Annotated in this window: 23 protein-coding genes; 7 read left to right on the forward strand and 16 right to left on the reverse strand. The window is 67.6% G+C overall.

From position 1 onward, the window contains the following. Positions 1 to 11: 11 nt before the first annotated feature. The 4 genes from BWQ93_RS12665 to BWQ93_RS12680 all read right to left on the reverse strand — a co-directional run bounded on the left by BWQ93_RS12665 (position 12) and on the right by BWQ93_RS12680 (position 3,072). On the reverse strand, positions 12 to 434 hold the full coding sequence (locus BWQ93_RS12665) for a DUF6491 family protein (protein WP_077030863.1): 423 nt from the start codon (positions 432 to 434) through the stop codon (positions 12 to 14). Between the two features lie 188 nt (positions 435 to 622). Then, positions 623 to 1,171 carry a GNAT family N-acetyltransferase gene (locus BWQ93_RS12670; protein ID WP_077030864.1) on the reverse strand — a complete coding sequence of 183 codons (549 nt, stop codon included), beginning with the start codon at positions 1,169 to 1,171 and terminating at the stop codon, positions 623 to 625. Further along, positions 1,168 to 2,451 carry a M20/M25/M40 family metallo-hydrolase gene (locus tag BWQ93_RS12675; RefSeq protein WP_083720857.1) on the reverse strand — a complete coding sequence of 428 codons (1,284 nt, stop codon included), beginning with the start codon at positions 2,449 to 2,451 and terminating at the stop codon, positions 1,168 to 1,170. Before BWQ93_RS12675 ends, BWQ93_RS12670 begins: the two co-directional genes overlap by 4 nt. An 18-nt stretch (positions 2,452 to 2,469) precedes the next feature. Continuing rightward, positions 2,470 to 3,072 carry a thymidine kinase gene (locus tag BWQ93_RS12680; RefSeq protein ID WP_077030865.1) on the reverse strand — a complete coding sequence of 201 codons (603 nt, stop codon included), beginning with the start codon at positions 3,070 to 3,072 and terminating at the stop codon, positions 2,470 to 2,472. Positions 3,073 to 3,279: 207 nt separating this feature from the next. On the opposite strand from BWQ93_RS12680, the gene BWQ93_RS12685 reads away from it, so the two are divergent. Beyond that, positions 3,280 to 4,710 carry a WS/DGAT/MGAT family O-acyltransferase gene (locus BWQ93_RS12685; RefSeq protein ID WP_077030866.1) on the forward strand — a complete coding sequence of 477 codons (1,431 nt, stop codon included), beginning with the start codon at positions 3,280 to 3,282 and terminating at the stop codon, positions 4,708 to 4,710. Positions 4,711 to 4,796: 86 nt separating this feature from the next. Here the strand turns inward: BWQ93_RS12685 and rbfA are convergent, their stop codons facing one another. Genes rbfA through rimP form a run of 6 tightly spaced genes read right to left on the reverse strand, consistent with a single transcriptional unit; the run spans position 4,797 to position 11,312 of the window. Then, on the reverse strand, positions 4,797 to 5,207 hold the full coding sequence (rbfA, locus tag BWQ93_RS12690; RefSeq protein ID WP_077030867.1) for a 30S ribosome-binding factor RbfA: 411 nt from the start codon (positions 5,205 to 5,207) through the stop codon (positions 4,797 to 4,799). Beyond that, positions 5,204 to 5,758 carry a DUF1697 domain-containing protein gene (locus tag BWQ93_RS12695; RefSeq protein WP_077030868.1) on the reverse strand — a complete coding sequence of 185 codons (555 nt, stop codon included), beginning with the start codon at positions 5,756 to 5,758 and terminating at the stop codon, positions 5,204 to 5,206. Before BWQ93_RS12695 ends, rbfA begins: the two co-directional genes overlap by 4 nt. 35 nt (positions 5,759 to 5,793) lie before the next feature. Next, the gene (gene infB / locus BWQ93_RS12700) at positions 5,794 to 8,349 is read right to left on the reverse strand and encodes a translation initiation factor IF-2 (RefSeq protein WP_077030869.1); all 2,556 of its coding nucleotides are present in this window, start codon (positions 8,347 to 8,349) and stop codon (positions 5,794 to 5,796) included. Between the two features lie 17 nt (positions 8,350 to 8,366). Then, on the reverse strand, positions 8,367 to 9,137 hold the full coding sequence (locus BWQ93_RS12705) for a DUF448 domain-containing protein (RefSeq protein WP_083720859.1): 771 nt from the start codon (positions 9,135 to 9,137) through the stop codon (positions 8,367 to 8,369). Beyond that, positions 9,118 to 10,764 (reverse strand): transcription termination factor NusA, encoded by a 1,647-nt coding sequence (nusA, locus tag BWQ93_RS12710; protein WP_077030871.1) that lies wholly within the window; start codon positions 10,762 to 10,764, stop codon positions 9,118 to 9,120. Before nusA ends, BWQ93_RS12705 begins: the two co-directional genes overlap by 20 nt. Continuing rightward, positions 10,764 to 11,312 carry a ribosome maturation protein RimP gene (gene rimP / locus BWQ93_RS12715; RefSeq protein WP_077032387.1) on the reverse strand — a complete coding sequence of 183 codons (549 nt, stop codon included), beginning with the start codon at positions 11,310 to 11,312 and terminating at the stop codon, positions 10,764 to 10,766. Before rimP ends, nusA begins: the two co-directional genes overlap by 1 nt. A gap of 191 nt (positions 11,313 to 11,503) precedes the next feature. On the opposite strand from rimP, the gene BWQ93_RS12720 reads away from it, so the two are divergent. Then, positions 11,504 to 12,394, forward strand: coding sequence for an FkbM family methyltransferase (locus BWQ93_RS12720; RefSeq protein WP_077030872.1), 891 nt, complete (start codon positions 11,504 to 11,506; stop codon positions 12,392 to 12,394). Between the two features lie 4 nt (positions 12,395 to 12,398). On the opposite strand, the gene BWQ93_RS12725 is transcribed toward BWQ93_RS12720, so the two are convergent. Beyond that, a complete protein-coding gene (locus tag BWQ93_RS12725; protein WP_077030873.1) occupies positions 12,399 to 12,905 on the reverse strand; it encodes a hypothetical protein in 507 nt (168 codons plus the stop codon). Positions 12,906 to 12,987: 82 nt separating this feature from the next. Here BWQ93_RS12725 and BWQ93_RS12730 point away from each other — a divergent pair, with 82 nt between their 5' ends. From BWQ93_RS12730 to BWQ93_RS12740, 3 genes are all read left to right on the forward strand, one after another. Continuing rightward, positions 12,988 to 13,563 carry a helix-turn-helix domain-containing protein gene (locus BWQ93_RS12730; RefSeq protein WP_077032388.1) on the forward strand — a complete coding sequence of 192 codons (576 nt, stop codon included), beginning with the start codon at positions 12,988 to 12,990 and terminating at the stop codon, positions 13,561 to 13,563. A gap of 47 nt (positions 13,564 to 13,610) precedes the next feature. After that, complete coding sequence (locus tag BWQ93_RS12735; RefSeq protein ID WP_077030874.1) at positions 13,611 to 14,201, forward strand: HD domain-containing protein; 591 nt, start codon at positions 13,611 to 13,613, stop codon at positions 14,199 to 14,201. Between the two features lie 170 nt (positions 14,202 to 14,371). Further along, entirely contained in the window at positions 14,372 to 15,514 is a 1,143-nt protein-coding gene (locus tag BWQ93_RS12740; protein ID WP_077030875.1) for a cell wall hydrolase, read from the forward strand. A 113-nt stretch (positions 15,515 to 15,627) separates the two neighbouring features. On the opposite strand, the gene BWQ93_RS12745 is transcribed toward BWQ93_RS12740, so the two are convergent. The 5 genes from BWQ93_RS12745 to BWQ93_RS12765 all read right to left on the reverse strand — a co-directional run bounded on the left by BWQ93_RS12745 (position 15,628) and on the right by BWQ93_RS12765 (position 21,747). Then, positions 15,628 to 17,343 (reverse strand): ATP-binding protein, encoded by a 1,716-nt coding sequence (locus BWQ93_RS12745; RefSeq protein WP_198040379.1) that lies wholly within the window; start codon positions 17,341 to 17,343, stop codon positions 15,628 to 15,630. A gap of 70 nt (positions 17,344 to 17,413) precedes the next feature. Next, positions 17,414 to 18,190, reverse strand: a complete 777-nt coding sequence (locus BWQ93_RS12750) for a TIGR02186 family protein (RefSeq protein ID WP_077030876.1) — start codon at positions 18,188 to 18,190, stop codon at positions 17,414 to 17,416. After that, on the reverse strand, positions 18,187 to 19,095 hold the full coding sequence (locus tag BWQ93_RS12755; RefSeq protein ID WP_077030877.1) for a sulfite exporter TauE/SafE family protein: 909 nt from the start codon (positions 19,093 to 19,095) through the stop codon (positions 18,187 to 18,189). Before BWQ93_RS12755 ends, BWQ93_RS12750 begins: the two co-directional genes overlap by 4 nt. A gap of 103 nt (positions 19,096 to 19,198) precedes the next feature. Then, on the reverse strand, positions 19,199 to 20,326 hold the full coding sequence (locus BWQ93_RS12760) for a hypothetical protein (RefSeq protein WP_198040380.1): 1,128 nt from the start codon (positions 20,324 to 20,326) through the stop codon (positions 19,199 to 19,201). Between the two features lie 5 nt (positions 20,327 to 20,331). Next, positions 20,332 to 21,747 (reverse strand): glycosyl transferase family protein, encoded by a 1,416-nt coding sequence (locus tag BWQ93_RS12765; RefSeq protein WP_156878226.1) that lies wholly within the window; start codon positions 21,745 to 21,747, stop codon positions 20,332 to 20,334. A gap of 149 nt (positions 21,748 to 21,896) precedes the next feature. Here BWQ93_RS12765 and nhaA point away from each other — a divergent pair, with 149 nt between their 5' ends. Both nhaA and BWQ93_RS12775 read left to right on the forward strand, forming a co-directional pair. After that, a complete protein-coding gene (nhaA, locus tag BWQ93_RS12770; protein ID WP_077030880.1) occupies positions 21,897 to 23,174 on the forward strand; it encodes a Na+/H+ antiporter NhaA in 1,278 nt (425 codons plus the stop codon). Beyond that, positions 23,171 to 24,820, forward strand: a complete 1,650-nt coding sequence (locus BWQ93_RS12775; protein ID WP_232314604.1) for a hypothetical protein — start codon at positions 23,171 to 23,173, stop codon at positions 24,818 to 24,820. The genes nhaA and BWQ93_RS12775 overlap by 4 nt, the downstream gene beginning before the upstream one ends. Positions 24,821 to 24,951 lie beyond the last annotated feature (131 nt).

The raw sequence follows: 24,951 nt of genomic DNA on the forward strand, positions 1-24,951 counted from the left end.
CAGCCGACGCGTCAATTTGACTCCGCGGCTTTCGCGGCGTCCTTGGCCGCCCTCTCTGCCGCCAACCGCTCCTTGCGCGGCAGCGGCTTTTCGGCGGTGACGAAGGAGGTGAAGGCACAGCGCTGGCCGTTCACAATAATGGCGCCGAACTTGTCGAGCCGCGAGGTGCCGCGCGTGTCGATGCCGATCGCCTGGACGAAGTCGAGGTCGGGGCAATAGCCGGTGAGCGTGGCATAATACCAGTCGCGGCGCTGGTCCTCGATCCAGATGCCGTCGTCGCCGTCGGCCTCGAAATTGCGGACGGTGCCGTAAGCGGGAAAGGCAATGCTCGCCTCGACGCCGATCTGACGCGCGGGTTTGTCGGGCTCGTCGGCCGCCGCTGCAGAAAGGGGAAGCAGCAAGGCGGCCAGGGAGAGTGCGAGTTTCTGTTTCATGATGGCGCGCTCCTAGCGGGTCGAGTCTGAACTAGGGCTGACCTTGCTTACGATCCTCCCCATCGACTTGCGATGGGGAGGTGGCAGCCCGAAGGGCTGACGGAGGAGCAGTAGCGCTACGTCGTCGCCCCTCCACCACTCGCTTCGCGAGCGGTCCCCCTCCCCATCGCAAGTCGATGGGGAGGATTCTATTTGCAGTGCTCCGCCCACTCCCCCGCCAGCAGCGACCAGAGCGCGGTGTCGCGAACATGGCCGGTCCAGGTGATGCGTTCGGAGCGCAAGGTCGCTTCCTTTGTACAGCCGAGCTTGGCGACCGCGGCCTGGCTGCGCCTGTTGCGCTCGTCGATGCGGAATTCGATGCGGCGGATGCCGACCGCGAAAGCATGATCGATCATCAGCTTCTTGAGCCGCCCGTTGAAGCCCGTGCCGCGCGCGTCGGGGTGGATATAGCTGTTGCCGATCTCGACCGTCTGCGCCGAGAAGTCGGGACGCAGCCAGGCGGTCATGCCGATCAGCCGCTCGCCGTCGAACACCGCATAGGGCATGCGCCCGGCGCCCGAGACCAAGATATCGAAGCTCTTTTCGAAATGGCCGGGGCCGAAGCTCGACGAATAGATCGGCCAGATATCGGCGTCGGCAGCACAGACGGCGCGGAGCGCCTCGCGGTGTTCATCGGCAAGCTTGACGAGGCGAAGGTCGCCGTCGGCCAGTTCGACATAGAGCGCGTCCTGCATCATTGCACCCCGGCGGTCGCGAGCAGGATGCCGAGGCCGACCTTGGCGCCGCTCAGGCTTTTGGTCTTTTCGACATCGATCCATTCATCGAGCGCGTGCGCGCGCCCACCATCGCCGCCCGATCCGATCGTCACCGCCGGGATACCGAGGCTCATCGGCAGGTTGGAGTCGGTCGAGGAGAAGGAGGATTTCGGATCGAGCCCGTTCGCGCGGATGATCGCCTCGGATATGCGAACGATCGGCTGGGTAGCAGCGGTCTCGCCCGCGGGCCGGTCGCCGATCATCTTGATGTCGGCGGCGATCGGCCCTTCCTTGACCGAGCGCGCGGCATTTTCGCCCTCGACGCTCTTCCGGACCACGCCGAGAAACGCCTGTTCGAGCTTGGCGAGTTCGGCCGGGCTTTCGGAGCGCGTGTCGAATTCGACGAACACCTCGTTCGGGATCGAATTGACCGAGGTGCCGCCGCCGGTGACGCTGGCGGAGTAAGTCGTCTTGGGCCGCGCGGGGACCGCGATCTTGTAGAAATCGACGACCGCCTGGCTCATCGCCGCCATCGGATTGACCAGCCCGAAGGCGCTGAAGCTGTGGCCGCCCGGCCCCTTCCAGGTGATGCGATAGCGTTTCGACCCGACCCCGCCGTTGACGATGCGCGACGCATCGGTCCCGTCCATCGAGAAAAAGGCCTTCACCCGGTCCTTATATTTGCCCTTGGTGAGCAGGTAGCGGACGCCGCGGAGGTCGCCGGGGCCTTCCTCGCCGACATTGCCGACGAAGACGATGTCCTGCTTCACCTTGACGCCGCTTTCCTTCATCGCGCGGGCATAGGCGAGCAGCACCGCGAGCCCGCGCGTGTCGTCGCCGATGCCCGGGGCGTGGAGCCGCGTGCCTTCGCGGCGGACCTTGACCGGCGTGCCTTCGGGAAAGACGGTGTCGAGATGCGCCGCGATCATCACCGCGGGGCCGCCGGCGGGGCCGGTGCCGCGATAGACGCCCATCGCATTGCCCTCTTCGTCGATCTCGACATCCGCGAGCCCCGCGTCTGTCAGCATGTCGCGATAGGCGGCGGCGCGCGCCGCTTCCTTGAACGGCGGCGCGGGGATTTCGGTCAGCTTGACGATTTCCTCGACCATCCGGTCGTGATCGCGGTCGAGGATCTTGACCGCGGCCTGATAACCCTTGCTCTTGAGCACCGCCTCGGGCTTCGGCGCCGGCTTCGCCGCCACGGGCGAGACGGCGAGCAGCGCGGCAACAACGCCAAGCGACACGATTTTACGCATGATCATCCTTTCGCGAAATCAGGATCAGGCCGGCACCGGCGCCGCCGCGGCCTCGCGCCGCTTCTGCATGAAATGGCGGCGGCACATCGCGACATAGCGGTCGTTGCCGCCGATCTCGGTCTGCGCACCCTCGACCACCGCGCGGCCCGCCTCGTCGACGCGCAGGTTCATCGTCGCCTTGCGCCCGCATTCGCATACCGCCTTCAGCTCGACGAGCGCGTCGGCGATGCCGAGCAACGCCGCCGACCCGGGGAACAGCTCGGCCGAAAAATCGGTGCGCAGGCCGTAGCAGAGCACCGGGATATTCGCTTCGTCGGCGAGCGCCGCAAGCTGGAACACTTGGGCCTTCGACAGGAATTGCGCCTCATCGACGAGAACGCAGGCGAGCGGGCGCTGGCGGTTCTCGGCGAGCACCGCGGCGGCGATGTCGCTGTCGGGATCGAACTTGTGCGCCTCGGCCATCAGCCCGATGCGGCTCGTCACCTGCCCCGCGCCGTAACGGTCATCGAGCGCCGCGGTCCACAGCATCGTTTCCATGCCGCGCTCGCGATAGTTGAAATCCGCCTGCAGCAGTGTCGTCGATTTGCCCGCGTTCATGCTGGCATAATAGAAATAGAGCTTGGCCATCCAGTGCTGCTAGCTCCTCCCCATCCGCGACGCAACGATCCCAGATCCGTCATCCCGGCGAAGGCCGGGATCTCGCCGGTGCGTCAGGCTTTCAGGTTGAGATCCCGGCCTTCGCCGGGATGACGATTGGGGGGCGCTTGACTCCCCCCGCCCCCCTGTCATGCTGCGCACAATAAACGCAGCACAATCAGTGGGGGAGAGCTGCCGATGCGCCTGATGCCGATCAGCGATGCGATGTTCCTGGTGGGCGAAAGCCGCGAGATGCCGATGCATATCGGCGGCATCAACCTCTACACGCTGCCCGACGATGTCGACGAGACCGACTGGCTGAACGAACAGCTCGCGCTGCTCCGCCAGTCCGAGGGGCTGCGGCGGCCGTTCAGCGAGGTGCTGAAGCTCACCGCGCTCGGCCAATATGGCCCGATCCGGCTCGAGCCTGACCGCGACATCGACATGCATTACCATGTCCGCGCCTCGGCGCTGCCCAAGCCCGGACGCTACCGCGAGATGTTCGAGCTCGCCTCGCGGCTCCATTCGGGGCTGCTCGACCGCACCCGGCCCTTGTGGGAGATCACGCTGATCTCGGGGCTGCCCAACCGGCAGATCGCGACCTTCAAGAAGATCCACCACGCGCTGATGGACGGCGCGGCGAGCATTCATTTCTACAATTCGATGCTGTCGCCCGACCCCAAGGAGCGGCGCACCGCCTCGCCGCTCTCGGTCGAGGCCTATGAAGCCTATAAGCGCAAATTCCCGCCGCCCAAGAAAGCGCCACGCCCTAGCCTGACCGACATCGCCGCGATCGGCGATTTCCTGAAGGAGCAATGGGGCAACAGCGTCGGGGTGACCAAGGCATTGAACCAATATGTCGCGGCGATGGTCGGGCTCGGCGGCGACGGACTCGTCACGCCCTTTGCCGGGGTGCCGCGCACCAGCTTCAACCGCAACATCACCGGCGCGCGCCGCTTCGTCGCGCAAAGCTGGTCGCTCGAACGCGTCCGCCGCGTCGGCAAGGCCTATGACGGCACGATCAACGACGCGGTGCTCGGCATGTGCGCGGGGGCGATGCGCAAATATCTGCAGTCGCTGAACGAGCTGCCCGACAAGCCGCTGAAAGCGATGGCGCCGGTATCGATCCGGCCCAAGGACGACATCGATTCGGGCAATTCGGTCGCCTCGGTGACCGCGAACCTCGCGACGCATATCGACGATCCCGCGACGCGCATGGCGGCGATCCAGGAATCGATGAATTCGGCGAAGGCGCAGCTCCGCGCGATGACCGCGTCGCAGATCCAGCTCTACACCGCGATCACCAGCTTCCCGATGATGCTCACCGCGCTGACGCGCACCGCCGACAAATTCCCCGCTTACTCGGTGACGATCTCGAACGTCCCCGGGCCGCGCGAGCAGATGTACTGGAACGGCGCGCGCCTCGACGGCATGTACCCCGCGAGCATCCCCGTCGACGGCATGGCGATGAACATCACCCAGGTGTCGAATTTCGAGAATATCGATTTCGGCATTACCGCGTGCAGGCGGAGCGTCCCGCATGCGCAAAGGATGATCGACTATCTGGAGGAAGCGCTGGTCGAGTTGGAAGCGGCGGCAGGGATCAAGACGCCCAAAGCCAAAACCTAGACCGTTCGCATCGAGCGAAGTCGAGATGCCCCTCGGCTTGGCGCCGTCCTTCGGCGTGTCTCGACTTCGCTCGACACGAACGGAGATTAGGCGTCGCTTTGATCCTCGGGCGCGGCCAGATCGCGCGCCACCTTCGGATCGCGCAGCAATTTTTCGATATGGCTCGCCTCGTCGAAGCTTTCGTCGGCGAGGAACTTGAGCTTTGCGGCATATTTCATCCGCACCTTCGACGCGACGGTCTTCTGGAGATAGGCGGTGTTGGTGCGCAGCGCCTTGAGCACCGCTTCCTCGTCCTTGCCGAGCAAGGGCTTCACGAACACCGTCGCGTGGCGCAGGTCGGGGGACATGCGCACTTCGGTGATGCTGACGGGTTGCTTTGCGAGCACATCGTCGTGCACGTCGCCGCGCGCGAGGATTTCGGACAAGAGGTGACGCACCTGCTCGCCGACGCGCAGCACGCGGACCGAGGGTCCCTTGTCCTTTTCGGGCTTCTTCACTTGGCCTTCTTCTCTTCGTCCAGTTTCGCCACGATGCGCGCGACCGACCGCATGTTACGCGCGGTGCCCTTGCAGCCCAAGCGCCTTTCGATGAAGGGACCGGTCAGCTTGCTGTCGGCGACGCCGTCGCCATAGTCGAGGAACAGCATGCGCTTGCCGAGCGCCAGCTTCTCGCCACCGCGCCCCAGATGGTCGCCCACCAATTGATCGAACTGCGCCTTGGTCGGCTGGTCGGTTAGGAACATGGTGTGGACGAACCTGTCCTCGTTCGTCCCCGCGAAGGGGTTGTCCGAGACGCCTGCCGCGAGTTCGTCGCGGTCGCGCACCACCACCGCGCTCGTCATGTCGAAACGTTCGTCGACCATCAACGACAGCTTTTCCTCGAGCCCGCGCGTCGGCCGCGCGTCATGGTCGAACAGCACATTGCCGCTCGCCACGACGGTTTCGACGTTGCTGAACCCCTCCGCCTCGAACGCCGAACGCAGATCGACCATCTTCAGCCGGTTGCCGCCGACGTTGATGCTGCCGAACAGGGCGACGTAGCGCGCCATCTTGCCGCCTCCCCGTTATGCGGAGCGGACGCCCGTCAGAGCGTCCGGTCGCGCAGTTCGACTTCAAAGACTTCGAGGTTGTCGCCCGCCTTGATGTCGTTGGTATCCGACAAAACGACACCACATTCCAGACCGGCGCGCACTTCGGCGACGTCGTCCTTGAAGCGGCGCAGCGACGCGATGGTCGTCGCCGAGACGATGACGTCGTCGCGCGTGAGGCGCGCGTGGAGCCCCTTGCGGATGACGCCCTCGAGCACGAGCAGGCCCGCGGCCTTGTCGCGCTTGCCGGCCGGGAAGACTTCCTTGACCTCGGCGCGTCCGACGACGGTTTCGATCCGCTCGGGACCCAGCTCGCCCGCCATCTCCTTCCGGACCTCGTCGGTCAGGTGATAGATGACGTCGTGATACATGAAGCGCACTTTTTCGCGCTTCGCGATATCGCGCGCCTTGGCGTTCGGGCGGACGTTGAAGCCGATGATCGGTGCACCAGTTGCCGCCGCCAGCGTCACATCGCTCTCGGTGATCGCGCCGGCGCCCGAATGGAGCACGCGGACCTTGATCTCGTCGGTCGATATCTTGTTCAGCGCGTTGACGATCGCCTCGACGCTGCCCTGCACATCGCCTTTGATGACCACGGGGAACTGGATGACATTGGCCTTGTCGGCCAGCGCCTCGAACATGCCCTCCAGGCTGACGGGCGCCTGCACGGTGCGCTTGCGCGTCGCCTGTTCCTGGCGATAGCTGGCGACTTCGCGGGCGCGCGCCTCATTCTCGACGACGGTCAGCGTGTCGCCGGCCATCGGCACGCCGCCGAGACCGAGGACCTCGACCGGCATCGACGGCGTCGCCGCCTTGATCTGCTGGCCCTTGTCGTCGATCAGCGCGCGGACGCGGCCGCTTTCGGCACCGCAGACGAAGATGTCGCCGACCTTCAGCGTGCCGCGGCGGACCAGGATCGTCGCCACGGGGCCGCGGCCCTTGTCGAGCTTCGCCTCGATCACCGTGCCTTCGGCGGCGCGGTCGGGGTTGGCCTTCAGCTCCATGATCTCGGCCTGCACCGCGATCGCGTCGAGCAATGCGTCGAGCCCGGTCTTCTTGAGCGCCGACACTTCGACATTCTGGACGTCGCCGCCCATTTCCTCGACCACCAGCTCGTGTTCGAGCAGGCGTTCGCGGACGCGCTGCGGATTGGCGCCTTCCTTGTCGACCTTGTTGATCGCGACGATGATCGGCACGCCCGCGGCCTTTGCGTGGGCAATGGCCTCGATCGACTGCGGCTTCAGCCCGTCGTCGGCGGCGACCACCAGGATCACGATGTCGGTGACGTTCGCGCCGCGCTGACGCATCTCGGTAAAGGCCTCATGGCCCGGCGTATCGAGGAAGGTGATGACGCTGCCGTCCTTCGCCTTCACCTGATAGGCCCCGATATGCTGGGTGATGCCGCCGGCCTCGCCCGCGACGACATTGGCGCCGCGCAGCGCATCGAGCAGGCTAGTCTTGCCGTGATCGACATGGCCCATGATCGTGACGACCGGCGCGCGCGGCTTCAGATGCTCGGCATCGTCCACATCCTCGTCGTGACGGATGTCGATATCGCCTTCGCTGACGCGCGTGATCTCGTGCCCGAATTCGGTGACGAGCAGTTCGGCGGTATCCTGGTCGATCGTGTCGCCGGCGGCCGACGGGCTGCCCATCTTGAACAGTGCCTTGATCAGGTCGTTGGTCTTTTCGGCCATGCGGTTCGCGAGTTCGGCGACCGTGATGCTTTCGGGCACGACGACTTCGCGGACCTGCTTCTCGCGCGGACCCGAGAAGCTGGTGTGCGAACGCTTTTCCTTTTCGCGGGCGCGCTTCAGCGCGGCGAGGCTGCGCGCACGCGCGCCTTCATCCTCGTTGAGCGCGCGGGTTACGGTCAGCTTGCCCGACTGGCGGCGGTTGTCGGCACCGCGGGTCGCCTTGGGTTCGGGGCGCTTGGGTTCGGGGCGCTTCGGCGCCTCGACCGGGGTGAAGCGGCGCGGCGCGGGGGCTGCGCTGGCCGTGCTGCGCGGTGCAGCGGCTTCGGCTTCGCCGGTCTTGGCAGCCGGTGCCTCGGCGGCGGCGGCGGGCCCCACTTCGGCGGTCGGCGCGGGCGTAGCAGCGGGCGTGGGCTCGGGCGCCGGCGCGGCCGGCTGCTCCTGACGCGCCTCGGCACGGGCCTTTTCTTCCTCGGCGGCGCGGGCGCGCGCGGCTTCCTCGCGGCGGCGCGTTTCCTCCTGCGCGTTCATGCGCGCTTCTTCGGCCTCGCGCAGCAACTGCGCCTGGCGTTCCTGACGCGACATCAGGCTGTCGTTTTCGCTGGCGCGCGGCGCAGGCCTGGGCGCAGGGGCGGGCGCCGGGGCGGGTGCAGGCGCCGGAGCGGCCTCGACCTCTTCGACCACGGGCTCGGGTGCGGCCTCGCCGGGACGGCCGAGCACGCGGCGGCGCTTTACCTCGACCACCACCGTGTTGCGGCGGCCGTGGCTGAATTGCTGCTGCACCTGTCCGGCCTCGACCGTCCGCTTCAGCCCGAGGGGCTTGCGGGTAAGGGTCGGCTTGTCCTGTTCGTCACTCATCGAAAACCATCATTCCTTCAAAACGCGTCCGAAGCGGCGGTGCCATCAGGCTCCGCCCCAATTTCTGCTCCATCGCCAGGCGACGGGTTTTGCGGATCGGAATCGCGATTGGCCGCGTCCCTACTCCATCCTGTGAAAAACTGCCAGCGGCTCAAATGCGCGAGCACCCGGGCGGCAGCGCGGGCGTCGGTCAAGGCCAGATGCACCGCATTCTCGCGACCCAATGCCATAGATAAGGTCGCGCGGTCCACCGGCAAGACCCGGCCTTCGCGGCCCGAGCCTTCGTCGTCCTCGCCGACGCGCCACGCCTGCGCCAGTTTCTTGCGCCCGTCCTCGCCCGCGTCGCTCGCATGCAGCAGCAGGCGGACCTGGCCCTTGCGCGCCGCGGTTTCGATCTTTTCATTGCCGCTGATCAGCGTGCCCGAGCGCGATTCGAGCCCGAGCCGGTCGAGCGTCGCGCGCTGGAGCTGCGCCTCGATCCGCGCGCCGAGGTCGTCGGGAATGACGAACTGGCCCTCGTGCAAGGCACGCGCGAGCCCGCCCTTCAGCTTGCCCTTCGCCTGCGCGGTTTCGAGATCGGCGCGGTTGACACCGATCCACGCGCCGCGCCCCGGCGCCTTGCCGAGCACGTCGGGCGCGATGCCGCCGTCGGGGCCGAGCGCCAGGCGGACGAGCCGCTCCGCCGGCGAAACCTCGCCGGTGATGACGCAGCGCCTTTCGGGCACATGCTGGCCGCGCCGTCCAGCGCGGTCTGGTTCGCTCAGCTGATCATTGTGCGGGGTCCGCATCGGCGGCCTCCCCGTTTTGCGGCTCCGCCGCGGGCCCGCCTTGCGGCGCGTCTGCGGCCGGTTCGTCGTCGAACCAGTGCGCGCGCGCCGCCATGATGATCTCGTTGCCCTGCTCTTCGCTCAGGCCATATTCGCCGAGCACGCCGCCCTTGTCCTCGGTGCGTTCGCGCGACGGACCGCGGCGATTATCCTGGCGCTTCTTGGCGATCAATTCGTCGGTCGCGAGGTCGGCGAGGTCGTCGAGCGTTTTGATCCCGGCCTTGCCGAGCACGACGAGCATCGCCTCGGTCAGGTGCGGCATCGTCGCCAGATCGTCCTCGACGCCCAGCGCACGGCGTTCCTGCCGGGCGGCTTCTTCGCGGCGCTCGAGCGCTTCGGTCGCGCGGCTCTGCAGTTCCTCGGCGAGTTCCTCGTCGAAGCCTTCGATGCCGGCCAGCTCCTCGGCGGGCACATAGGCGACTTCCTCGAGCTCGCTGAAGCCCTCGGCGACGAGCAGCTGCGCGAGCGTTTCGTCCACGTCGAGTTCTTCCTGGAACATCGTCGAGCGTTCGACGAATTCGCGCTGGCGCTTTTCGCTGGCGTCGGCCTCGGTCATGATGTCGATCTGGCTGCCGGTCAGCTGGCTGGCGAGACGGACGTTCTGGCCGCGGCGGCCGATGGCGAGGCTCAGCTGGTCGTCGGGAACGACGACTTCGATGCGGCCGTCATCCTCGTCGATCACGACGCGCTGCACCGTCGCGGGCTGGAGCGCGTTGACGACGAAGGTCGCGGTGTCATCGGACCAGGGGATGATGTCGATCTTTTCGCCCTGCATTTCCTGGACCACCGCCTGGACGCGGCTGCCCTTCATGCCGACGCAGGCGCCGACGGGGTCGATCGAGCCGTCGTAGCTGATCACGCCGATCTTGGCGCGCGAACCCGGGTCGCGCGCGGCGGCCTTGATCTCGATGACGCCGTCGTAGATTTCGGGCACTTCCTGCGCGAACAGCTTCTTCATGAAGTCGGGGTGTGCGCGGCTGAGGAAAATCTGCGGGCCGCGGTTCTCGCGGCGCACCGACAGGATGATCGCGCGGACGCGGTCGCCGACGCGCATCAGTTCGCGCGGTATCTGCTGGTCGCGGCGGATAACACCCTCGGCGCGGCCCAGGTTGACGACGATATGGCCGAATTCGACCGACTTGACGACGCCGGTGATGATCTCGCCGCCGCGGTCCTTGAATTCCTCGAACTGGCGCTCGCGGTCGGCTTCGCGGACCTTCTGGAAGATCACCTGCTTCGCCGACTGCGCGTCGATGCGGCCAAGGTCGACCGCGGGCAGCGGGTCGACGATGAAGTCGCCGATCTTGGCGTCCTTCTGCAGCTTCTGGCCGGCCGCCAGGTCGACCTGCTTGAAATAATCCTCGACCTGTTCGACGACCTCGACGACGCGCCACAGGCGAAGATCGCCAGTCTGGACGTCGAGCTTGGCGCGAATGTCGTTTTCTGCGCCGTAGCGGGCGCGCGCGGCGCGCTGGATCGCTTCCTCGATCGCCTCGATGACGATACCCTTGTCGATCATCTTTTCGCTGGCGACGCTGTTGGCAATCGCCAGCAGCTCGGCACGGTTGGCGGAAATGGCAGTGGCCATCAGTCCTGTCCTTCTTCTTCCATTTCGTCGGCGCCCTCGATCGAGAGCGGGACGGTTGCGGCAATCAATTTGTCGGTGAGAACCAGCTTCGCCGTGTCGATCGCATCGAACGGCAGCTTGTGCTCGACTTCTTCCTTGTCGACGACGGTCACGACACCGTCGGCATCGATGCCGACCAGGGTGCCGTTGAAACGCTGGCGCCCGTTCAATTTCTCTTTCAGCGCGATCTTCGCCTCATGCCCCGCCCAGTCGGCGAAATCGGCGCGGCGCGTCAGCGGCCGGTCGATGCCGGGCGACGAGACTTCGAGACGGTAGGCGGCGTCGATCGGGTCCTTGCCCGCCTCTTCCAAGGCATCGAGCTGGGCCGAGATGCGGCGCGACAGGTCGGCGCAATCCTCGATCGTCAGCTGGCGCGTCTCGGGCCGCTCGGCCATCACCTGCAGCGTCGGGTCGCTGTCGCCGCCGAAAAAGGCGACGCGCACGAGCGCAAGGCCCATCGCCTCGGCTTCGCGCGCGATGATCGCGTTCAGGGTGTCGAAATCGACCAAATCCATATCCCAATCGGATGACCGGAAAGCATGTGGGTATAGCCGCCGCGGCCCGCGGCCCCGACGTCCCAACTGGCTAACCATGTCAAGAAGTAGGGCGCATATAGGCTGGCCGCACCGAGTCGGCAAGGGGAAAGGAAAGCCGCGCGCCGCCCGCAACCTCTGCCGCCGCGGGCTGTTATTCCCTCGATATGCACAGCGATATTCTGACCAAGCCCGAAGCGAGGCCCTTTGCCGACATCGTCGAAGCGCACGATTTCGGCCCCGTTCCGCCGCGGCCCGACCGGATGGCGGGGGTCTATATGGGCGGCGACGTGGTGATGACGCGGCTGTGGTCCGACCACAGCTTCCTCGCCTCGACGCGCGACATGATCGTGACGCCCAATCTGATCAACATCGGCATGGTCGAACCGCACAACAGCCGATTGGTGGCCTCGCTCGTCGCGCCGGGCGATGTCGTCGTCGATGTCGGCGCGAACACCGGCTATTATTCGGTGCTCGGCGCATGGCGCGCCTTTCCGGGGGGGCAGATCTGGTCGTTCGAACCGAACCCCGCTGCCTATGCGCTGATGTCGGACAATCTGCACAACAATGGCTTCGGCGGCATCGCGCGCCGCCACCCGATCGCGCTGTCGGACCGCCGCGGCGAGGCGATGCTGCGCGTGTTCCCCGGCTATGAGGCGACCTCGACGATCCGCGACGTGTCCGACGCCTTCGTGACGCATACCGAGCGCGAGACCGGGCGCGCATCGCACGAGGTGCCGGTGCCCACCGACACACTCGACGCGGTGATGCACGACTGCCCGGCGATCGACTTCATCAAGATCGACGCCGAGGGCCACGAGCCCGAGATTATCGCCGGCGCGCGCGAGATATTGGCCCGCTCGCCGCGGCTGAAGATGCTGATGGAATTCGTGCCGCCTATCCTCGACCCCGGCAAGGCGCGGACGATGCTGGGCGCGCTGCGGTCGATGGGGCTGCTCATCTATCGTTACGATCCCGACGCGCAGGCGACGCGCTACGACGATGACGACGCGTTGATGGGCTTCGATTTTTCGGACCTGCTGATCGTCAGGCCCTGAAGGCTTATTCCTCGATCTCGACCGCGATATGTGGCCATTCCGCTGCGAGCTTGTCGGCCCAGCGGTCGTAGGGCCAGGGGATCACCTCTTCGTTGAACCAGGCGAGGCGCTCGCCGTGAAGGTCATAGAGCGATACGCTGTCGTCGCTCTCGTCCTGCCGGATGATCCGCACCTTGCCGATGCGCGAGGGGTGGATGCGGCCCTCGTCGCCGCCGCCCGCGCCGACGCGCCCCTGCCACCAGATAAGGTCGCCCGTCGCAGGATCGATCAGGCTGCCGCGGTTCGGATTGGCGAACATGTTGAGCGCGGCGCCGAGCCCGACCAGCGCGCCCAGGCCCTGCGCCAGCGGCACGAGCCAGGGCGCGCATCCGCGCCCGTCCTCGCTGCAATTGTCGCGCGGGTCGATTGCCGATCCCGCCCAGAAGAAGAAGATGCCGAAGCCCAGCAACAGCCACATCCGGAAATCGGTGCGCGCGCTGCGGCTATAGGCGGGGATGGCGGGCGCGGTCATGGAACGACCTTAGGCTGCCGCTCCCAATATTTGCCTAACAAGAACGTTCCGGCACAGCCTCCGCCGCGCTATGCTGCGCGGCATGACCCACGCCGTCCTGCCCTGCCGCGACCATCTAGGCGCCTCGCTGCGGCGCTGGCGCGCGCTCAATCGCGTCAAGCAGGCCGCGCTCGCCGAGGAACTCGGCGTGTCGCAGACGACGGTATCGCGCTGGGAGGCGGGGACACTGCCGCTCGGCCCGCGCGAGGAGGACCGGGTGACGCAGCTGCTCGCGGCGCGGCCGGGCTCGGCCGCCGATCGCGCGCTGCTCGACCTCGTCCGCCAGTCGCCGCGCCCGGTGCACCTGATCTGCGACCTGACGCACCGGCTGTTCGCGGCGTCGCCGGCGCGGATCGCCGGGTGGCGGGTCGGGATCGACGACCTCGTCGGCCGCTCGCTATGGCGCTTTGCCTCGCCGGGCATCGCCGCGGGCGAAGCGGCGCTCGATACGCTCGGCTGGTACGCGCCGGTCGCGCCCGCGGTCACGATCGACACCGAGGAGGCCGATTTCGGCGAACTCAGCATCGCCGCGGGCCGCCTGCGATACACGCGCATGCCGCTGTCGGACGGCAGCTTCGCGCGCCTCGTCGAGGATGGCGCGCGCCGGGCCCGCGCATAAAATATTCCCGATGTTGAGCGGGCGCCGCCGCCCGCTACCCTCGCCGCATGACGAACGATCAGCCCATCGACCCGTCGCGGCTCGCCGCGATTCTCGCCTTCGTGCAGGCCGCGGAGAAGCTCAAAGACACGCTGCGCAGCGGCATCACGGCGAGCGGCCGCGCCGAAAGCACCGCCGAGCATAGCTGGCGGCTTTGCCTGATGGCGATGCTCTTCGACCGCGAACTCGCCGGATACGACCGGCTGAAATTGCTCAGGCTGTGCATCGTCCACGATCTGGGCGAAGCGATTTCGGGCGACGTCCCCGCGACGTGCCAGCGGCCGGGCGACGACCGCGCCGCGCGCGAACGCGCCGACCTTCAATCCCTGTGCGCCCCGCTGCCCGGCGATCTCGCACGCGAAATCCTGGATTTGTGGGACGAATATGGCGCCGCCGCGACGCCCGAGGCGCAGATGGTCAAGGGCTTGGACAAGCTTGAGACGATGCTCCAGCACCTGATCGGCCGCAACGCGCCCGGCTTCGATTACCGGTTCAATCTGAGCTACGGCGCTCAGCATACGGGCAGGCATCCGCTGCTCGCGCAGATGCGCGGGCTGGTCGATGCCGCGACGCGCGAGCGCATCGCCGAGCTGGAGTGATCGGCCGCCTGACCGCGGCCGCCACCCTTAACCCCTGCCTTCGGCAACGTCCCTTCGCGGGACACCCCGACCGCGGCGCAACATTTTATTCGCACCTCGCGGCATAAGACAGGCTGCCTGTCCCCGCGCGAATCACTCGCGCGGGCGCCGCACGAGACGCCGAACACCGCATGAAGCCCGAACTCAACCTCAGCGCGCAATCGCCCTGGCTCGACCCGGCGGCCGAATATGCGCCCGTCGGTCCCGACCGGCGCTGGTGGATGGGGCTCGCGCTCGCCAGCCTGTTCGCGTGCCTCGCGCTCGTCGCGACCACCGGGCAGCTCCGCGCCTTCACACCCGGGCCTTATGCCGTCAGCGTGCCCGTCGACTTCAAGCCCTATGACCCGACGCGCTGGGCGATCATGAACGCCGAGGATTATGAGGACGCGCTGAAGCTCGACCCGACGCTGCCCGATCCCGACAGCGTCGGCTTCGGCGATGCCGCGGCGCTGCCGCCGGTCGATCCGTCGAAGCTGCAGCAGGAGGCCTTCGTCGGCCCGCCCGCCAAATCCTATGTGTTTCGCGGCGTCACCGCGCTCGACCGCGAGCGCGCGCATTATTGCCTGACCGCCGCCATCTATTACGAGGCGGCGTCGGAAAGCGACGACGGCATGCGCGGGGTCGCGCAGGTGATCGTCAACCGCGCCCGCCACCCGAGCTTTCCCAACACCATCTGCGGCGTCGTCTTCCAGGGATCGCAGCGCGTCGGCGTGTGCCAGTTCACCTTCAGCTGCGACGGCGCGATGGCGCGGAGCCCAAGCAAGCCGAACTGGCTGCGCGCGAGCCGCGTCGCCTCGGCGGCACTGAACGGCTACGTCTTTCCGGGGGTCGGCCTCGCCACCCATTATCATACGCAGGCGATCTGGCCGCGCTGGGGCAAGAGCCTGGTGATGACCAACATCGTCGGCGCGCATATCTTCCACCGCTGGCGCGGCCGCTGGGGCATGCCCGACGCCTTCCGCGCGCCCTATATGGGCCGCGAGCCGGTGCCGGGGCCTTACACGCCGGTGGCGCAGCAGCTGGCGGTGCTATCGGGCAAGGGCGGCGCGGTGACGGCCGCGACCGGGCTGCTCCCCGAAGGCAGCGGTTCGCTCGCCCCGCTCCCTGCCAGCGCGCCCGCGCCGACGCCGCAGGCGATGGCCCAAGCCGAACGCCCGATCGGGACGCCCGCCCCCGCGGCAGCCGCGCCCGCGCCGACCTACGCCGACCCGCGGCTCAACCGCTCGGGCCAGATCCGCGAGGAGTTCAACAAGAGCGGCGAATGGCGGAAATAGGGACGCGCCCTTAATGGCTCCGGCATTGCGAGCGTAGCGAAGCAATCCAGAGCGGCCCACCCGACCCTGGATTGCTTCGCTACGCTCGCAATGACGAAAGATATGACGAGGCGTTACCGCCCCTGGCTACGCCAGCGCTTGACCACGCGGTCGAGGATCTCGGCCTCGCCGCCGGTTTCGCGCCACAGTTTCGAGAAGAGCGGGTCGCTCGATGCCGGGCGTTTTTCCTCGGCCAGCGTGTCGAGATAGACGCGGATCGGGATCGACACGCCCTCGCCGCAGATGATGCATTCGCGGTTGCGCAGCGCCGGAATCGAATCGATGAAGCCACGGGCGCCTTCGGGCATCGCCGCCTTCACGAACTGCTGGTCGCGCTCGTTGTTGAGGCGCATCGAGATGATCGTGCCGCACTGCGACAGCACCCCTTCGGCGAGGTCCGACGGACGCTGGGTGATCAGGCCCAGCGACACACCATATTTACGGCCTTCCTTGGCGATCCGCTCGAGGATCTTGCGCACCGCCTGGCCCTGCCCCGTGTCCTTCGACGGGATGTAGCGATGCGCTTCCTCGCACACGAGCAGAACCGGGCGCTGCGGTTCGCCGCGCGACCAGATCGCATAGTCGAAGGTCAGGCGGGACAGCACCGCGACGACCACGCCGGTGATGTCCGACGGGACACCCGACACGTCGATGATCGAAATCGGCCGTCCGTCCGACGGCAGGCGGAAGATCTTGCCGAGGAAGCCCGCCATCGTGTCGGCGACGAGCATGCCCGAGAACATAAAATTATAGCGCGGGTCGGCGCGCATTTCCTCGATCTTGCCCTTGATCCGCATGAAGGGCGCGCTTGACGTGGCCTTGTCGAGCTTGCCCATCTCGTTCTGCAGGATGTTGAGCAAGTCGGAGAGCAGATAGGGGATCGGCGAGTCGACAGTGAGCTTGGTCATACCCTCCGCGAGCCGGTTCTTCTGCCGCGCCTGGAGCAGGCATTTGGCAAGCACGTCGCAGTCGCCCTGGCGGTCGCGTCCCTCGCTGGTCACGAAGACCTCGCAATGCTCCTCGAAGTTCATCAGCCAATAGGGCATTGCGAGATTGTCGACGTCGAACAGCGCGCCGGTGCCCTTGAACGCCGCCGAATATTCGCCGTGCGGATCGACCATCACGATATGGCCCTGCGGCGCGAGCTCGCAGATCTTGTGCAGGATCAGCGCGGCGCTGGTCGACTTACCCGTACCGGTCGAGCCGAGCAGCGCAAAATGCTTGCCGAGCATCGCGTCGACGTAGAGCGAGCCGCGGATATCCTTGGTCGGATAGATGGTCCCGATTTCGACATGCGCGCGGTCGTCGGCGGCGTAAATCTGCTTCAAATCGGCGCTGGTCGCGGCATAGGCCGGGCTGCCGGGCACCGGGTAGCGCGTCACGCCGCGGCGGAAATTGTGGATGCGGCCGGTGATCTTTTCCTCGTCGCCTTCGCCGAGGAAGTCGATCGTGGCAACGATCAGCCCCTCGCCGCGCTCGTGCAATTGCTGGTCGCGGATGCTGGCGAGCAGCCAGACATTGCCGACGCGGACCTTGATCTGCGCGCCGACCTGCCCCGCCATCGCGACCGCGGGGTCGCCCGAGTCGGACAGGCGCCGCAGCGCCGCGGCGTCGAGCAGGATGCGCGACGAGGAACCCGAAATGTCGATGACTTCGCCGACGAGCAAATCGTCGCGGTGGTGCACCGCCGCCGGGTTGAGGGGCGCCGCGGTCCCGCCGCCGCCGGCCAGCCGGACGTGCTGCACCGGCGCAGCCTCCCCGGGCTTGTACCCACCGCCTTGCATATCCATTACCGGCCCCGCCTGTTGATTGTCCCGAACGTCCCGGACACCGGTATCGCATGCGATGGTAAAGTTAGCGTTATCGGCGCTTGAACGCCGCCGATGCCGCATAGCCGAGCAGCAGCGACATCGCGACCGCCGCAAGTCCATACAGAAAGCCATGCCGCTGCGCCGCCAGCGCCACAAAACGCTCGAAACCCGCCTTGCGGATCTCGACGTTGCGCGAGGCGACCGCGAGCACGCGGCCCTTGCTGATCAGGAAGGTTTCGGCGCGGTAGGTGCCGACAGGCACGCGCGCGGGCACGGGAATGCGCGCGCGATAGAGCACGCCTTCGGTAATCTCGACCGCTGCGGGATTTTCGTAGAACAGCCCCATGCGGCGATAGAGGTCGACGAGCCCCTTTTCGAAGCGTTCGAGCGTGCTGCTTTCCGAAAACCCCGCCGGCGACATCGAGAGATTGTCGAGCCCGAGCTCGAAGATCGCGGCGGTGCGCTCGTCGACCAGCTTGTCGATCGGCTGCGACGATCCGATCGCATAGAAGCCCGGCGAACTGCGCAGGCGGATGCTGTTCGCATTGACCCAGATGCCCGCGACGCGGCGCTTTTCGCGCAGGATGATGGGGCGCACCGGCCCCTTCAGCACCACGACGATGTCGGCGCGGTCGTCGGGCAGCCGCTGGCCGGGATAGAGGATCGCGCCGAACAGCAGCAATTCCTCGCCGGTGAAACTATACTGGATGTCGATCGCGCGGCTCGACACGTCGGGCACCAGCCGCGGGTCGGCGGCGCGCGCGGGAGAAGCGACGGCGAGCGAGCCGAGCAGCAGCGCGAGCAGCAAGGCGCCGAGCCACCTCATTGCACGGTGTAGATTTCTTCGGGACGGATGAAGAGGTCGACCGCCATGCGCAGCGCGACGAGCAGCACGATCGCGGCGAGCGCCATGCGCAGATATTCGGGCTTCACCTTCTGCGCGAAGCGCGCCCCGATCTGCGCCCCAGTGACGCTCCCCAAGAGCAGCAGTCCCGCGAGCACGATGTCGACCGCCCCGGTGGTCAGCGCATGGACCATCGTCGTCGCGATCGTCACGAAGAGGATCTGGAACAGCGAGGTGCCGACGACGACCTGCGTCCCCATGCCGAGCAGGTAGAGCATCGCGGGGACCATGATGAAGCCGCCGCCGACCCCGAGCAGCATCGTCAGCACGCCGACCGCCATGCCGAGCAGCAGCGGCGCGAGCGGCGAGATATAGAGGCCCGAGCGATAGAAGCGCCAGCGCAGCGGCAGGTTGGCGACCATCGGGTGGTGGCGCCGCTTGCGCGCGGGCGCGGGCAGCCCGGCGCGGGCGGCCTGCAACGTCCCCCATGCCTCGCGCGCCATGAAGCTGCCGACCGTGCCGAGCAGCGCCACATAGAGAATGTTGATCGTCGTATCGATCTGGCCCCAGGCGGTGAGCAGTTCGAACAAACCGGCGCCGATCAGCGAGCCGACGAGCCCGCCCGCGACGAGCACCGCGCCCATGCGCAAATCGACCCCGTCGCGCTCGAGATGCGCGAGCGCGCCCGACACGCTGGCCCCCGTCACCTGCGTCGCCGCCGAAGCGGCCGCGACCGTCGGCGGAATGCCGTAGAAGATCAGCAAGGGCGTGGTCAGGAAGCCGCCGCCGACGCCGAACATGCCCGACAGGAAACCCACCCCGCCACCGAGCAGGATGATCACCAGCGCATTGACCGATAGATTGGCGACGGGAAGGTAAAGATCCATGGGCCCCGGAACGTGATGCTTGCCCCCATATGGAGCGCTGCCGCCGACCCTAGACCAGTTCGCGTCCGCGGGGAATCGCCGAGGAGCCGAAAATCGGCAAAAATCAGAAGTCGGCGGCGAGGGTCAACGCAACGCCGCTGTCGGGCCTGGCATCGCCCGCGACGCGCTGCCGCCAGTCGAGCGCGACGCGGCTCCCCTCGCCCACTTTGGGCAGGCGCAAGGTGACGCGCGGGCCGACGTCGACGCGCGCGGCGCCGGGCTGGACCGACCCCACGGCGAGTCCGCCAAGGTGCAGGCTGCTCCCCGGCGTCCGCGCGACTTCGCGGTCGATCACCACCGCGGCATCGGCAAAGCCGTCGCGGCGCCGCGCACCGACGATGCCCGCCTGCCCATAGGCATCGAGCCGGAAACGCGCGGGCAGCGCGACATCGCCGACCCCGCCAACGACCATCGCCGCGAGCGCGGTGCGCCCCTCGCTGCCCGCCGCCACGCGCTGCTCGACCGCGATATCGACGGGGACGTGCGCGAGCGGGGCGAAGGCGAGCCCCAAGGCCAGTTCGCGCTGCGGAACCTCGGCGAGTGCGAGCGTCACCCGGCCATATGCGCGCAGCCGCCCGCTCTCGCCGAAGCCATAGGCCAGCCGCGCGCTCGCCTGACTGCCGCCGAGCTGGCTTGCGGCCGCGATGCCGCCATCCGGCACGCGGCCCGACCCCGAGCGCAGATAGGCCCAGCTGCCGAGCGACCAGCCCGCGAGCTGGCGCTTCATCCAATAGGGCCGCCCGGCGCCCGGCGGACCGGGATAGGGCAATGTCTCGGTCTTCACCCACGCCGGGCCGGCGACCGCCGCGCGACTTGTGCCGCCCGGCAGCGGCGGCAGCAGCCGCACGAGCATCGCCGAGCGCATGGCGTTGAGGCCGTCGCCCCAAGACGCAGCATCGGCTTGGCTGGGTGCCGCCGGTTGCACGAGCCGCACGATCCCGGCCTGACGCCGCCGACGCTCGGTCGGTCCGGCCGACAAAAACTCGGGCATGGCCCGATCATCGATCCGGGCAATGGGTGCCCAGCGCGGTTCGCCGGGCTCTGACGCAAAGCCCACCGCCGCAGGATGCGGGGGCAGGGGAACTGCGGGGTTCCAGTGCGCCGCCACGCGCGCAATCGTCCAGCAGCCGAACAGCAGCAGCAGGAAGCGCAGCGCGCGCGCGTCATGGCGCGACGCCGGACCGGCCGCCACGCCCGTCATCGCGTGCGCACCGGCGGTGGGGCCGCGATGAGCAACGCGTCGCCTTCGTCGTGGCGCGTCTTGTCCCACACAACGCGGCCCGAACGCAGCATCTTCCAATAATCGGCGACCGCCTTGCGCGCCGCGAACATCGCCACGAGATTGGCGATGAAGGCGCGCGGGATCGAAAGCAGCCCCTGGCGCAGGCCATAGGCGCGCGTCGCAAAATGCCCGCGCATGCCGAGCCGCCACAGTAGCAGCGCTCCCGACAGGCCCATCAGCAGCTGCAGCAGCGGCGAGGGCGGCCGCGCTTGCCAGCCGAGCAGCGCATGACCGGCAAGGCTGAGCGTCCCCGCAACCAGCGCGGCATAGGCGGCGAGGATTACCGCTGCCGCGAGCGGCGCGCGGCGGTCGCGCCACAGCATCCAGCGCGCGACCCAACCGCCTTCCTTTGGCCCGTCCCAGCCGAGATGGTCCCATCCCGCGAGCGCGATCCCCGCGATCCAGCGCGATTTTTGGCGCACCGCCCCCCACAAGGTCGCGGGAAAGGGGCCGCGCGAGACGATCCACTCGCCCTCCTCGTCGATCGCGGCGACGAAGGCCGTGCGCATCCCGTGGGTGCCGATAAGGATCCCCATCTCATAATCCTCGGTCAGGCTGTCGGGACGGAAAGGCGCGCCGCCGCGCCGCAGCGACAGAAAGGTCAGAGCGTTGCGGGTCAGCGCGCAACCGACCCCCGCCGAGGGCAAAGGCGCCCCCAGCCGCCCACGCAGCACCATGTCCTTGCCATGCGCCTCGGCGAATTCGTCGGCATAATGGCCCGCGACCCATTGCCGGTCGATCCCGAGCAGCGGCAGCACCGGGATCTGGACCATCGCGTAATGCACGAGCCCCGCGCGGTAGAGCGCGAGTTCGGCGCGGTGTACGACATCCTCGCAATCGTGGAGCACGACCCCCGCGAAGCGGATGCCCTCGGCGCGTTCGTCTACACCCATCGCGGCCCATAGCCGGTTGAGATTGTCGCCCTTGGTCGTCGGTCCGTCACCGTGACCGATGACCAGGCGCAGCCGCGGGTCGGCGGCGACGAGCGGCGACACCGCGAACAAAGTCAACGCGTCGTTGGGATAACAACCCAGATAGACGCGAAAATCCTCGCCCTGCCACGCCGACAGGGTGCGGGCGATCATCGTCGGCAGGACGTCCGACTCGTCCCAGGCGGGAACGAAGACCGCGAGCGGCCCCTCGACCTGTTCGTCCATGCGCATATCGTGCAGATAGGCCGGCCCGGCGCGGCCCTTGCGCGTCGCGATCCAGAGAATATCGAACAGAAGATCGTCGAAGCCGATCAATAATATGCCGACCGATGCAAAAAGCATCAGCTCGTGACTGGCCAAATCGACCAGAATTTCCAGTCCCGCGCTCGACATTGCCATGTAGCGCTCTGCCCCCGCCGCCGTCATGTCGTCACATGGGTCCAGAATTAGTCCAAAACACTCTGGAAGCAAAGAGAAACTGCACCAATATGGCAGTGACGACGGCCAAAGGGTGACGCACGCGGATTGCCGGGCTAGGAGGCTTAGCTATGGCCCGACGTAACACCGCTCCATCCGCGCTACGCAATTTTCTCGAAAGCGAGAGTGCCGGCGGCATGCTGCTGATCGCAGCGGCCGCGCTCGCAATGATCATCGCCAATTCTGCGCTCGGCGAAAGCTATGCCCACGCCATCCACGCGGTGACCGGGCCGGTGCTCAGCGACAAGCTGGGGCCGATGACCGTGCATCTGTGGATCAACGACGGGCTGATGGCGATTTTCTTCCTGCTCGTGGGGCTCGAGATCAAGCGCGAGTTCGTCGACGGACGGCTCGCGAGCTGGGACCGGCGGCGCCTGCCCTTCATCGCCGCGGCGGCGGGCATGGCGGTGCCGGCAGCGCTTTACATGGTCTTCGCGGGAAGCACGCCTGGGCTTGCCCAAGGCTGGGCGATCCCCGCCGCGACCGACATCGCCTTTGCAATCGGCGTGCTCGCGCTGCTCGGCAAGCGTGCCCCGACCTCGCTGAAGCTCTTCCTCGTCACCGTCGCGATCGTCGACGACATGGGCGCCGTCGCGATCATCGCGCTTTTCTACACCGCCAAGATAAACCTCTTCGCGCTCGCCGCGGCGGGGGCCGTGCTCGGCCTGATGTTCGCCTGCAATCGCTTCGGAGTGAAGCGCCTCGCTGTCTATCTGCTGCTGTTCGCGATCCTCTGGTACGCGATGCTGCTGTCGGGGGTGCACGCGACGATCGCCGGGGTGCTCGCGGCGATGGCGATTCCGTTCGAGGCGACGCCTGGCACGCCCGACAGCGCGACCTCGCCGCTCCATCGGCTCGAACATGGGCTGCATCCCTGGGTCGCCTTCGGCATCGTGCCGCTGTTCGGCTTCGCCAACGCGGGGGTCGATATCTCGGGCCTCACCGCCGAGCAGCTGTTCGCGCCCTTACCGCTCGGCATCGCGGCGGGGCTGTTCCTCGGCAAGCAGATCGGCATTTTCGGCAGCGTGTGGCTGGCCGTGAAGCTGGGCATCGCGGGCCGGCTGCGCGGCGCGACCTGGCTGCAGGTCTATGGCGTGTCCCTGCTCTGCGGCATCGGCTTCACGATGAGCTTGTTCATCGGCGGCCTCGCCTTCCCTGGCGATCCCCTGCTCATCGAAGAAGCGAAGATCGGGATATTGATGGGATCGCTGGTTGCCGCGCTCGCGGGTTATGCGGTACTGCGCCTCGCGCCGCTGCACCCGCAGCATGGCGAGGTCGAAGCCCGGTCCGACGAGGAGATCGTCGGCGACGGCGATGTCCGCGACACTTCGGAGCCGCTTCCCGCATGATGCACCGCCTGCGCTTTTCTCTCATAACCCTGCTCGCCGCGGCGACGCTGTCGGGCTGCTATGCGCTCGATCCCGAAATGAAGCGGCAGGTCGAAGCGCGCAAGGCGCAGACCGGCGGCGCACCCGCACCGGCATCCCCCACCCCGGAGAAAACTGCCGCGGCGGACCCGGCGCTGACCGAAGTCGATGTGCGCCGCATCGAGGTGGTGAAGGGCATGACCGCGCTGCCGCCGCCCTCGGGCGCGCCCGCAACGCCGCCTTCGGCGCCCGGCGCGCCGCGCGCGACGATCGTCCCCGGCCTCACCGCCCTGCCGCCGCCGTCGGGCGCCCCTTCCGACCTGCTGCCGCCGCCCGCGCCCGCCGCGACCGACTGGCCGGTGCGCGCCGCGGCGCCGGCCGATCCCGCCGCCGCGACGCTCGCGGGGCAGACGGTCGATGCCGTCGCGACCGCCTATGTCTCGCTGAGCCTCGAGATCGGCACGCACGAAAAGGGTTATATCGACGCCTATTACGGCCCCCAAGGCCTGCTCGACGCGTCGATCGCCGCGCCGCGCGACCAGAAGGCGCTGCTGGTGTCGGCGCGCCAGCTGATGGCGAAGCTCGACGAGGTCTCCGCCGACCTCACCGACCCGATCGAACGCCAGCGCGGCGCCTTCCTATCGGCGCAGCTCCGCGCCGCTGAGACGCGGCTGATGATGATGGGCGGCGCGCGCTTCTCCTTCGCCGAGGAGGCCGAGCGGTTGTTCGGCGTGCGCCCGGTGCTGCGCCCGCTCAAAAGCTACGACGCCGCGCTCGCCACCATCGACGCGCTGGTCCCCGGCGAAGGCCCGCTCGCGACGCGCGTCGAGGCCTATCTCGACCGCTTCACCATCCCCAAGGACAAGCTCCAGGGCGTGTTCGAGGCCGCGATCTCGCGCTGCCGCGGGCGCACCGTCGCGCATGTCGCGCTCGCGCCCGGCGACAGTTTCGAGCTGCAATTCGTTACCGGCAAGAGCTGGAGCGGCTATAATTATTACCAGGGCGGCTATCACAGCATCATCCAGGTCAACACCGACCTGCCGATCCGCCTGTCGCGCGCGCTCGACCTCGGCTGCCACGAAGGTTATCCCGGCCACCACCTCCTCAACATGAAGCTCGAGGAGCAGATGGTGAAGGGCCGCGGCTGGATCGAGTATAGCGTCTATCCGCTCTACAGCCCGCAGAGCCTGATCGCCGAGGGCACCGCCAATTACGGCATCGACCTCGCATTCCCCGGCCAGACGCGCCCCGACACCGAGCGCGACATATTGATGCCGCTCGCCGGGATCGATCCGCCCGCCGACGACAAATATTGGCAGCTGCTGGATGCAATGAAGGCGCTGACCGGCGCGCGGCTGACGATCGCGCAGCAATATCTCGACGGCGCGATCGACCGCGCCACCGCGGTCGCGCTGACCGAAAAATACCAGCTCGTCTCGCCCGCGCGCGCCGAGCAGTCGGTGAGCTTCACCGACCAGTATCGCAGCTATGTGATCAACTACGGTCTCGGCGAGGAAATCGTGCGCGCCTATATCGAGCGCGGCGACCCCGAGCGCGACGAGATCTGGCGCCGCTTCGCGCTGATCATCGGCGAGCCGACCCTGCCGTCGGACCTGCTCGCGCGGTGAGCCGGGCGGCGCCCCTGCTGTGGCTCGGCCAGTCGGGCTCGCCGCGGCGCCCGCCGGCGGGGGTCGCGCCGCGCGGTTGAACGACCCGGCGTGCCCACGCGCGCCGTCCGTTCCTCCGTGCCATTTTGCAA

Origin of the sequence: Sphingopyxis sp. QXT-31 (assembly GCF_001984035.1) — a bacterium.
Classification (GTDB): Bacteria; Pseudomonadota; Alphaproteobacteria; order Sphingomonadales; family Sphingomonadaceae; genus Sphingopyxis.

Excerpts from the sequence above, each read along its gene's own strand:
- BWQ93_RS12665 (WP_077030863.1), bottom strand. The coding sequence starts at position 434 with ATGAAACAGAAACTCGCACTCTCCCTGGCCGCCTTGCTGCTTCCCCTT.
- BWQ93_RS12670 (WP_077030864.1), bottom strand. The coding sequence starts at position 1,171 with ATGATGCAGGACGCGCTCTATGTCGAACTGGCCGACGGCGACCTTCGC.
- BWQ93_RS12675 (WP_083720857.1), bottom strand. The coding sequence starts at position 2,451 with ATGATCATGCGTAAAATCGTGTCGCTTGGCGTTGTTGCCGCGCTGCTC.
- BWQ93_RS12680 (WP_077030865.1), bottom strand. The coding sequence starts at position 3,072 with ATGGCCAAGCTCTATTTCTATTATGCCAGCATGAACGCGGGCAAATCG.
- BWQ93_RS12685 (WP_077030866.1), top strand. The coding sequence starts at position 3,280 with ATGCGCCTGATGCCGATCAGCGATGCGATGTTCCTGGTGGGCGAAAGC.
- BWQ93_RS12695 (WP_077030868.1), bottom strand. The coding sequence starts at position 5,758 with ATGGCGCGCTACGTCGCCCTGTTCGGCAGCATCAACGTCGGCGGCAAC.
- infB (WP_077030869.1), bottom strand. The coding sequence starts at position 8,349 with ATGAGTGACGAACAGGACAAGCCGACCCTTACCCGCAAGCCCCTCGGG.
- BWQ93_RS12705 (WP_083720859.1), bottom strand. The coding sequence starts at position 9,137 with ATGCGGACCCCGCACAATGATCAGCTGAGCGAACCAGACCGCGCTGGA.
- nusA (WP_077030871.1), bottom strand. The coding sequence starts at position 10,764 with ATGGCCACTGCCATTTCCGCCAACCGTGCCGAGCTGCTGGCGATTGCC.
- BWQ93_RS12720 (WP_077030872.1), top strand. The coding sequence starts at position 11,504 with ATGCACAGCGATATTCTGACCAAGCCCGAAGCGAGGCCCTTTGCCGAC.
- BWQ93_RS12725 (WP_077030873.1), bottom strand. The coding sequence starts at position 12,905 with ATGACCGCGCCCGCCATCCCCGCCTATAGCCGCAGCGCGCGCACCGAT.
- BWQ93_RS12730 (WP_077032388.1), top strand. The coding sequence starts at position 12,988 with ATGACCCACGCCGTCCTGCCCTGCCGCGACCATCTAGGCGCCTCGCTG.
- BWQ93_RS12735 (WP_077030874.1), top strand. The coding sequence starts at position 13,611 with ATGACGAACGATCAGCCCATCGACCCGTCGCGGCTCGCCGCGATTCTC.
- BWQ93_RS12740 (WP_077030875.1), top strand. The coding sequence starts at position 14,372 with ATGAAGCCCGAACTCAACCTCAGCGCGCAATCGCCCTGGCTCGACCCG.
- BWQ93_RS12745 (WP_198040379.1), bottom strand. The coding sequence starts at position 17,343 with ATGGATATGCAAGGCGGTGGGTACAAGCCCGGGGAGGCTGCGCCGGTG.
- BWQ93_RS12750 (WP_077030876.1), bottom strand. The coding sequence starts at position 18,190 with ATGAGGTGGCTCGGCGCCTTGCTGCTCGCGCTGCTGCTCGGCTCGCTC.
- BWQ93_RS12755 (WP_077030877.1), bottom strand. The coding sequence starts at position 19,095 with ATGGATCTTTACCTTCCCGTCGCCAATCTATCGGTCAATGCGCTGGTG.
- BWQ93_RS12765 (WP_156878226.1), bottom strand. The coding sequence starts at position 21,747 with ATGGCAATGTCGAGCGCGGGACTGGAAATTCTGGTCGATTTGGCCAGT.
- nhaA (WP_077030880.1), top strand. The coding sequence starts at position 21,897 with ATGGCCCGACGTAACACCGCTCCATCCGCGCTACGCAATTTTCTCGAA.
- BWQ93_RS12775 (WP_232314604.1), top strand. The coding sequence starts at position 23,171 with ATGATGCACCGCCTGCGCTTTTCTCTCATAACCCTGCTCGCCGCGGCG.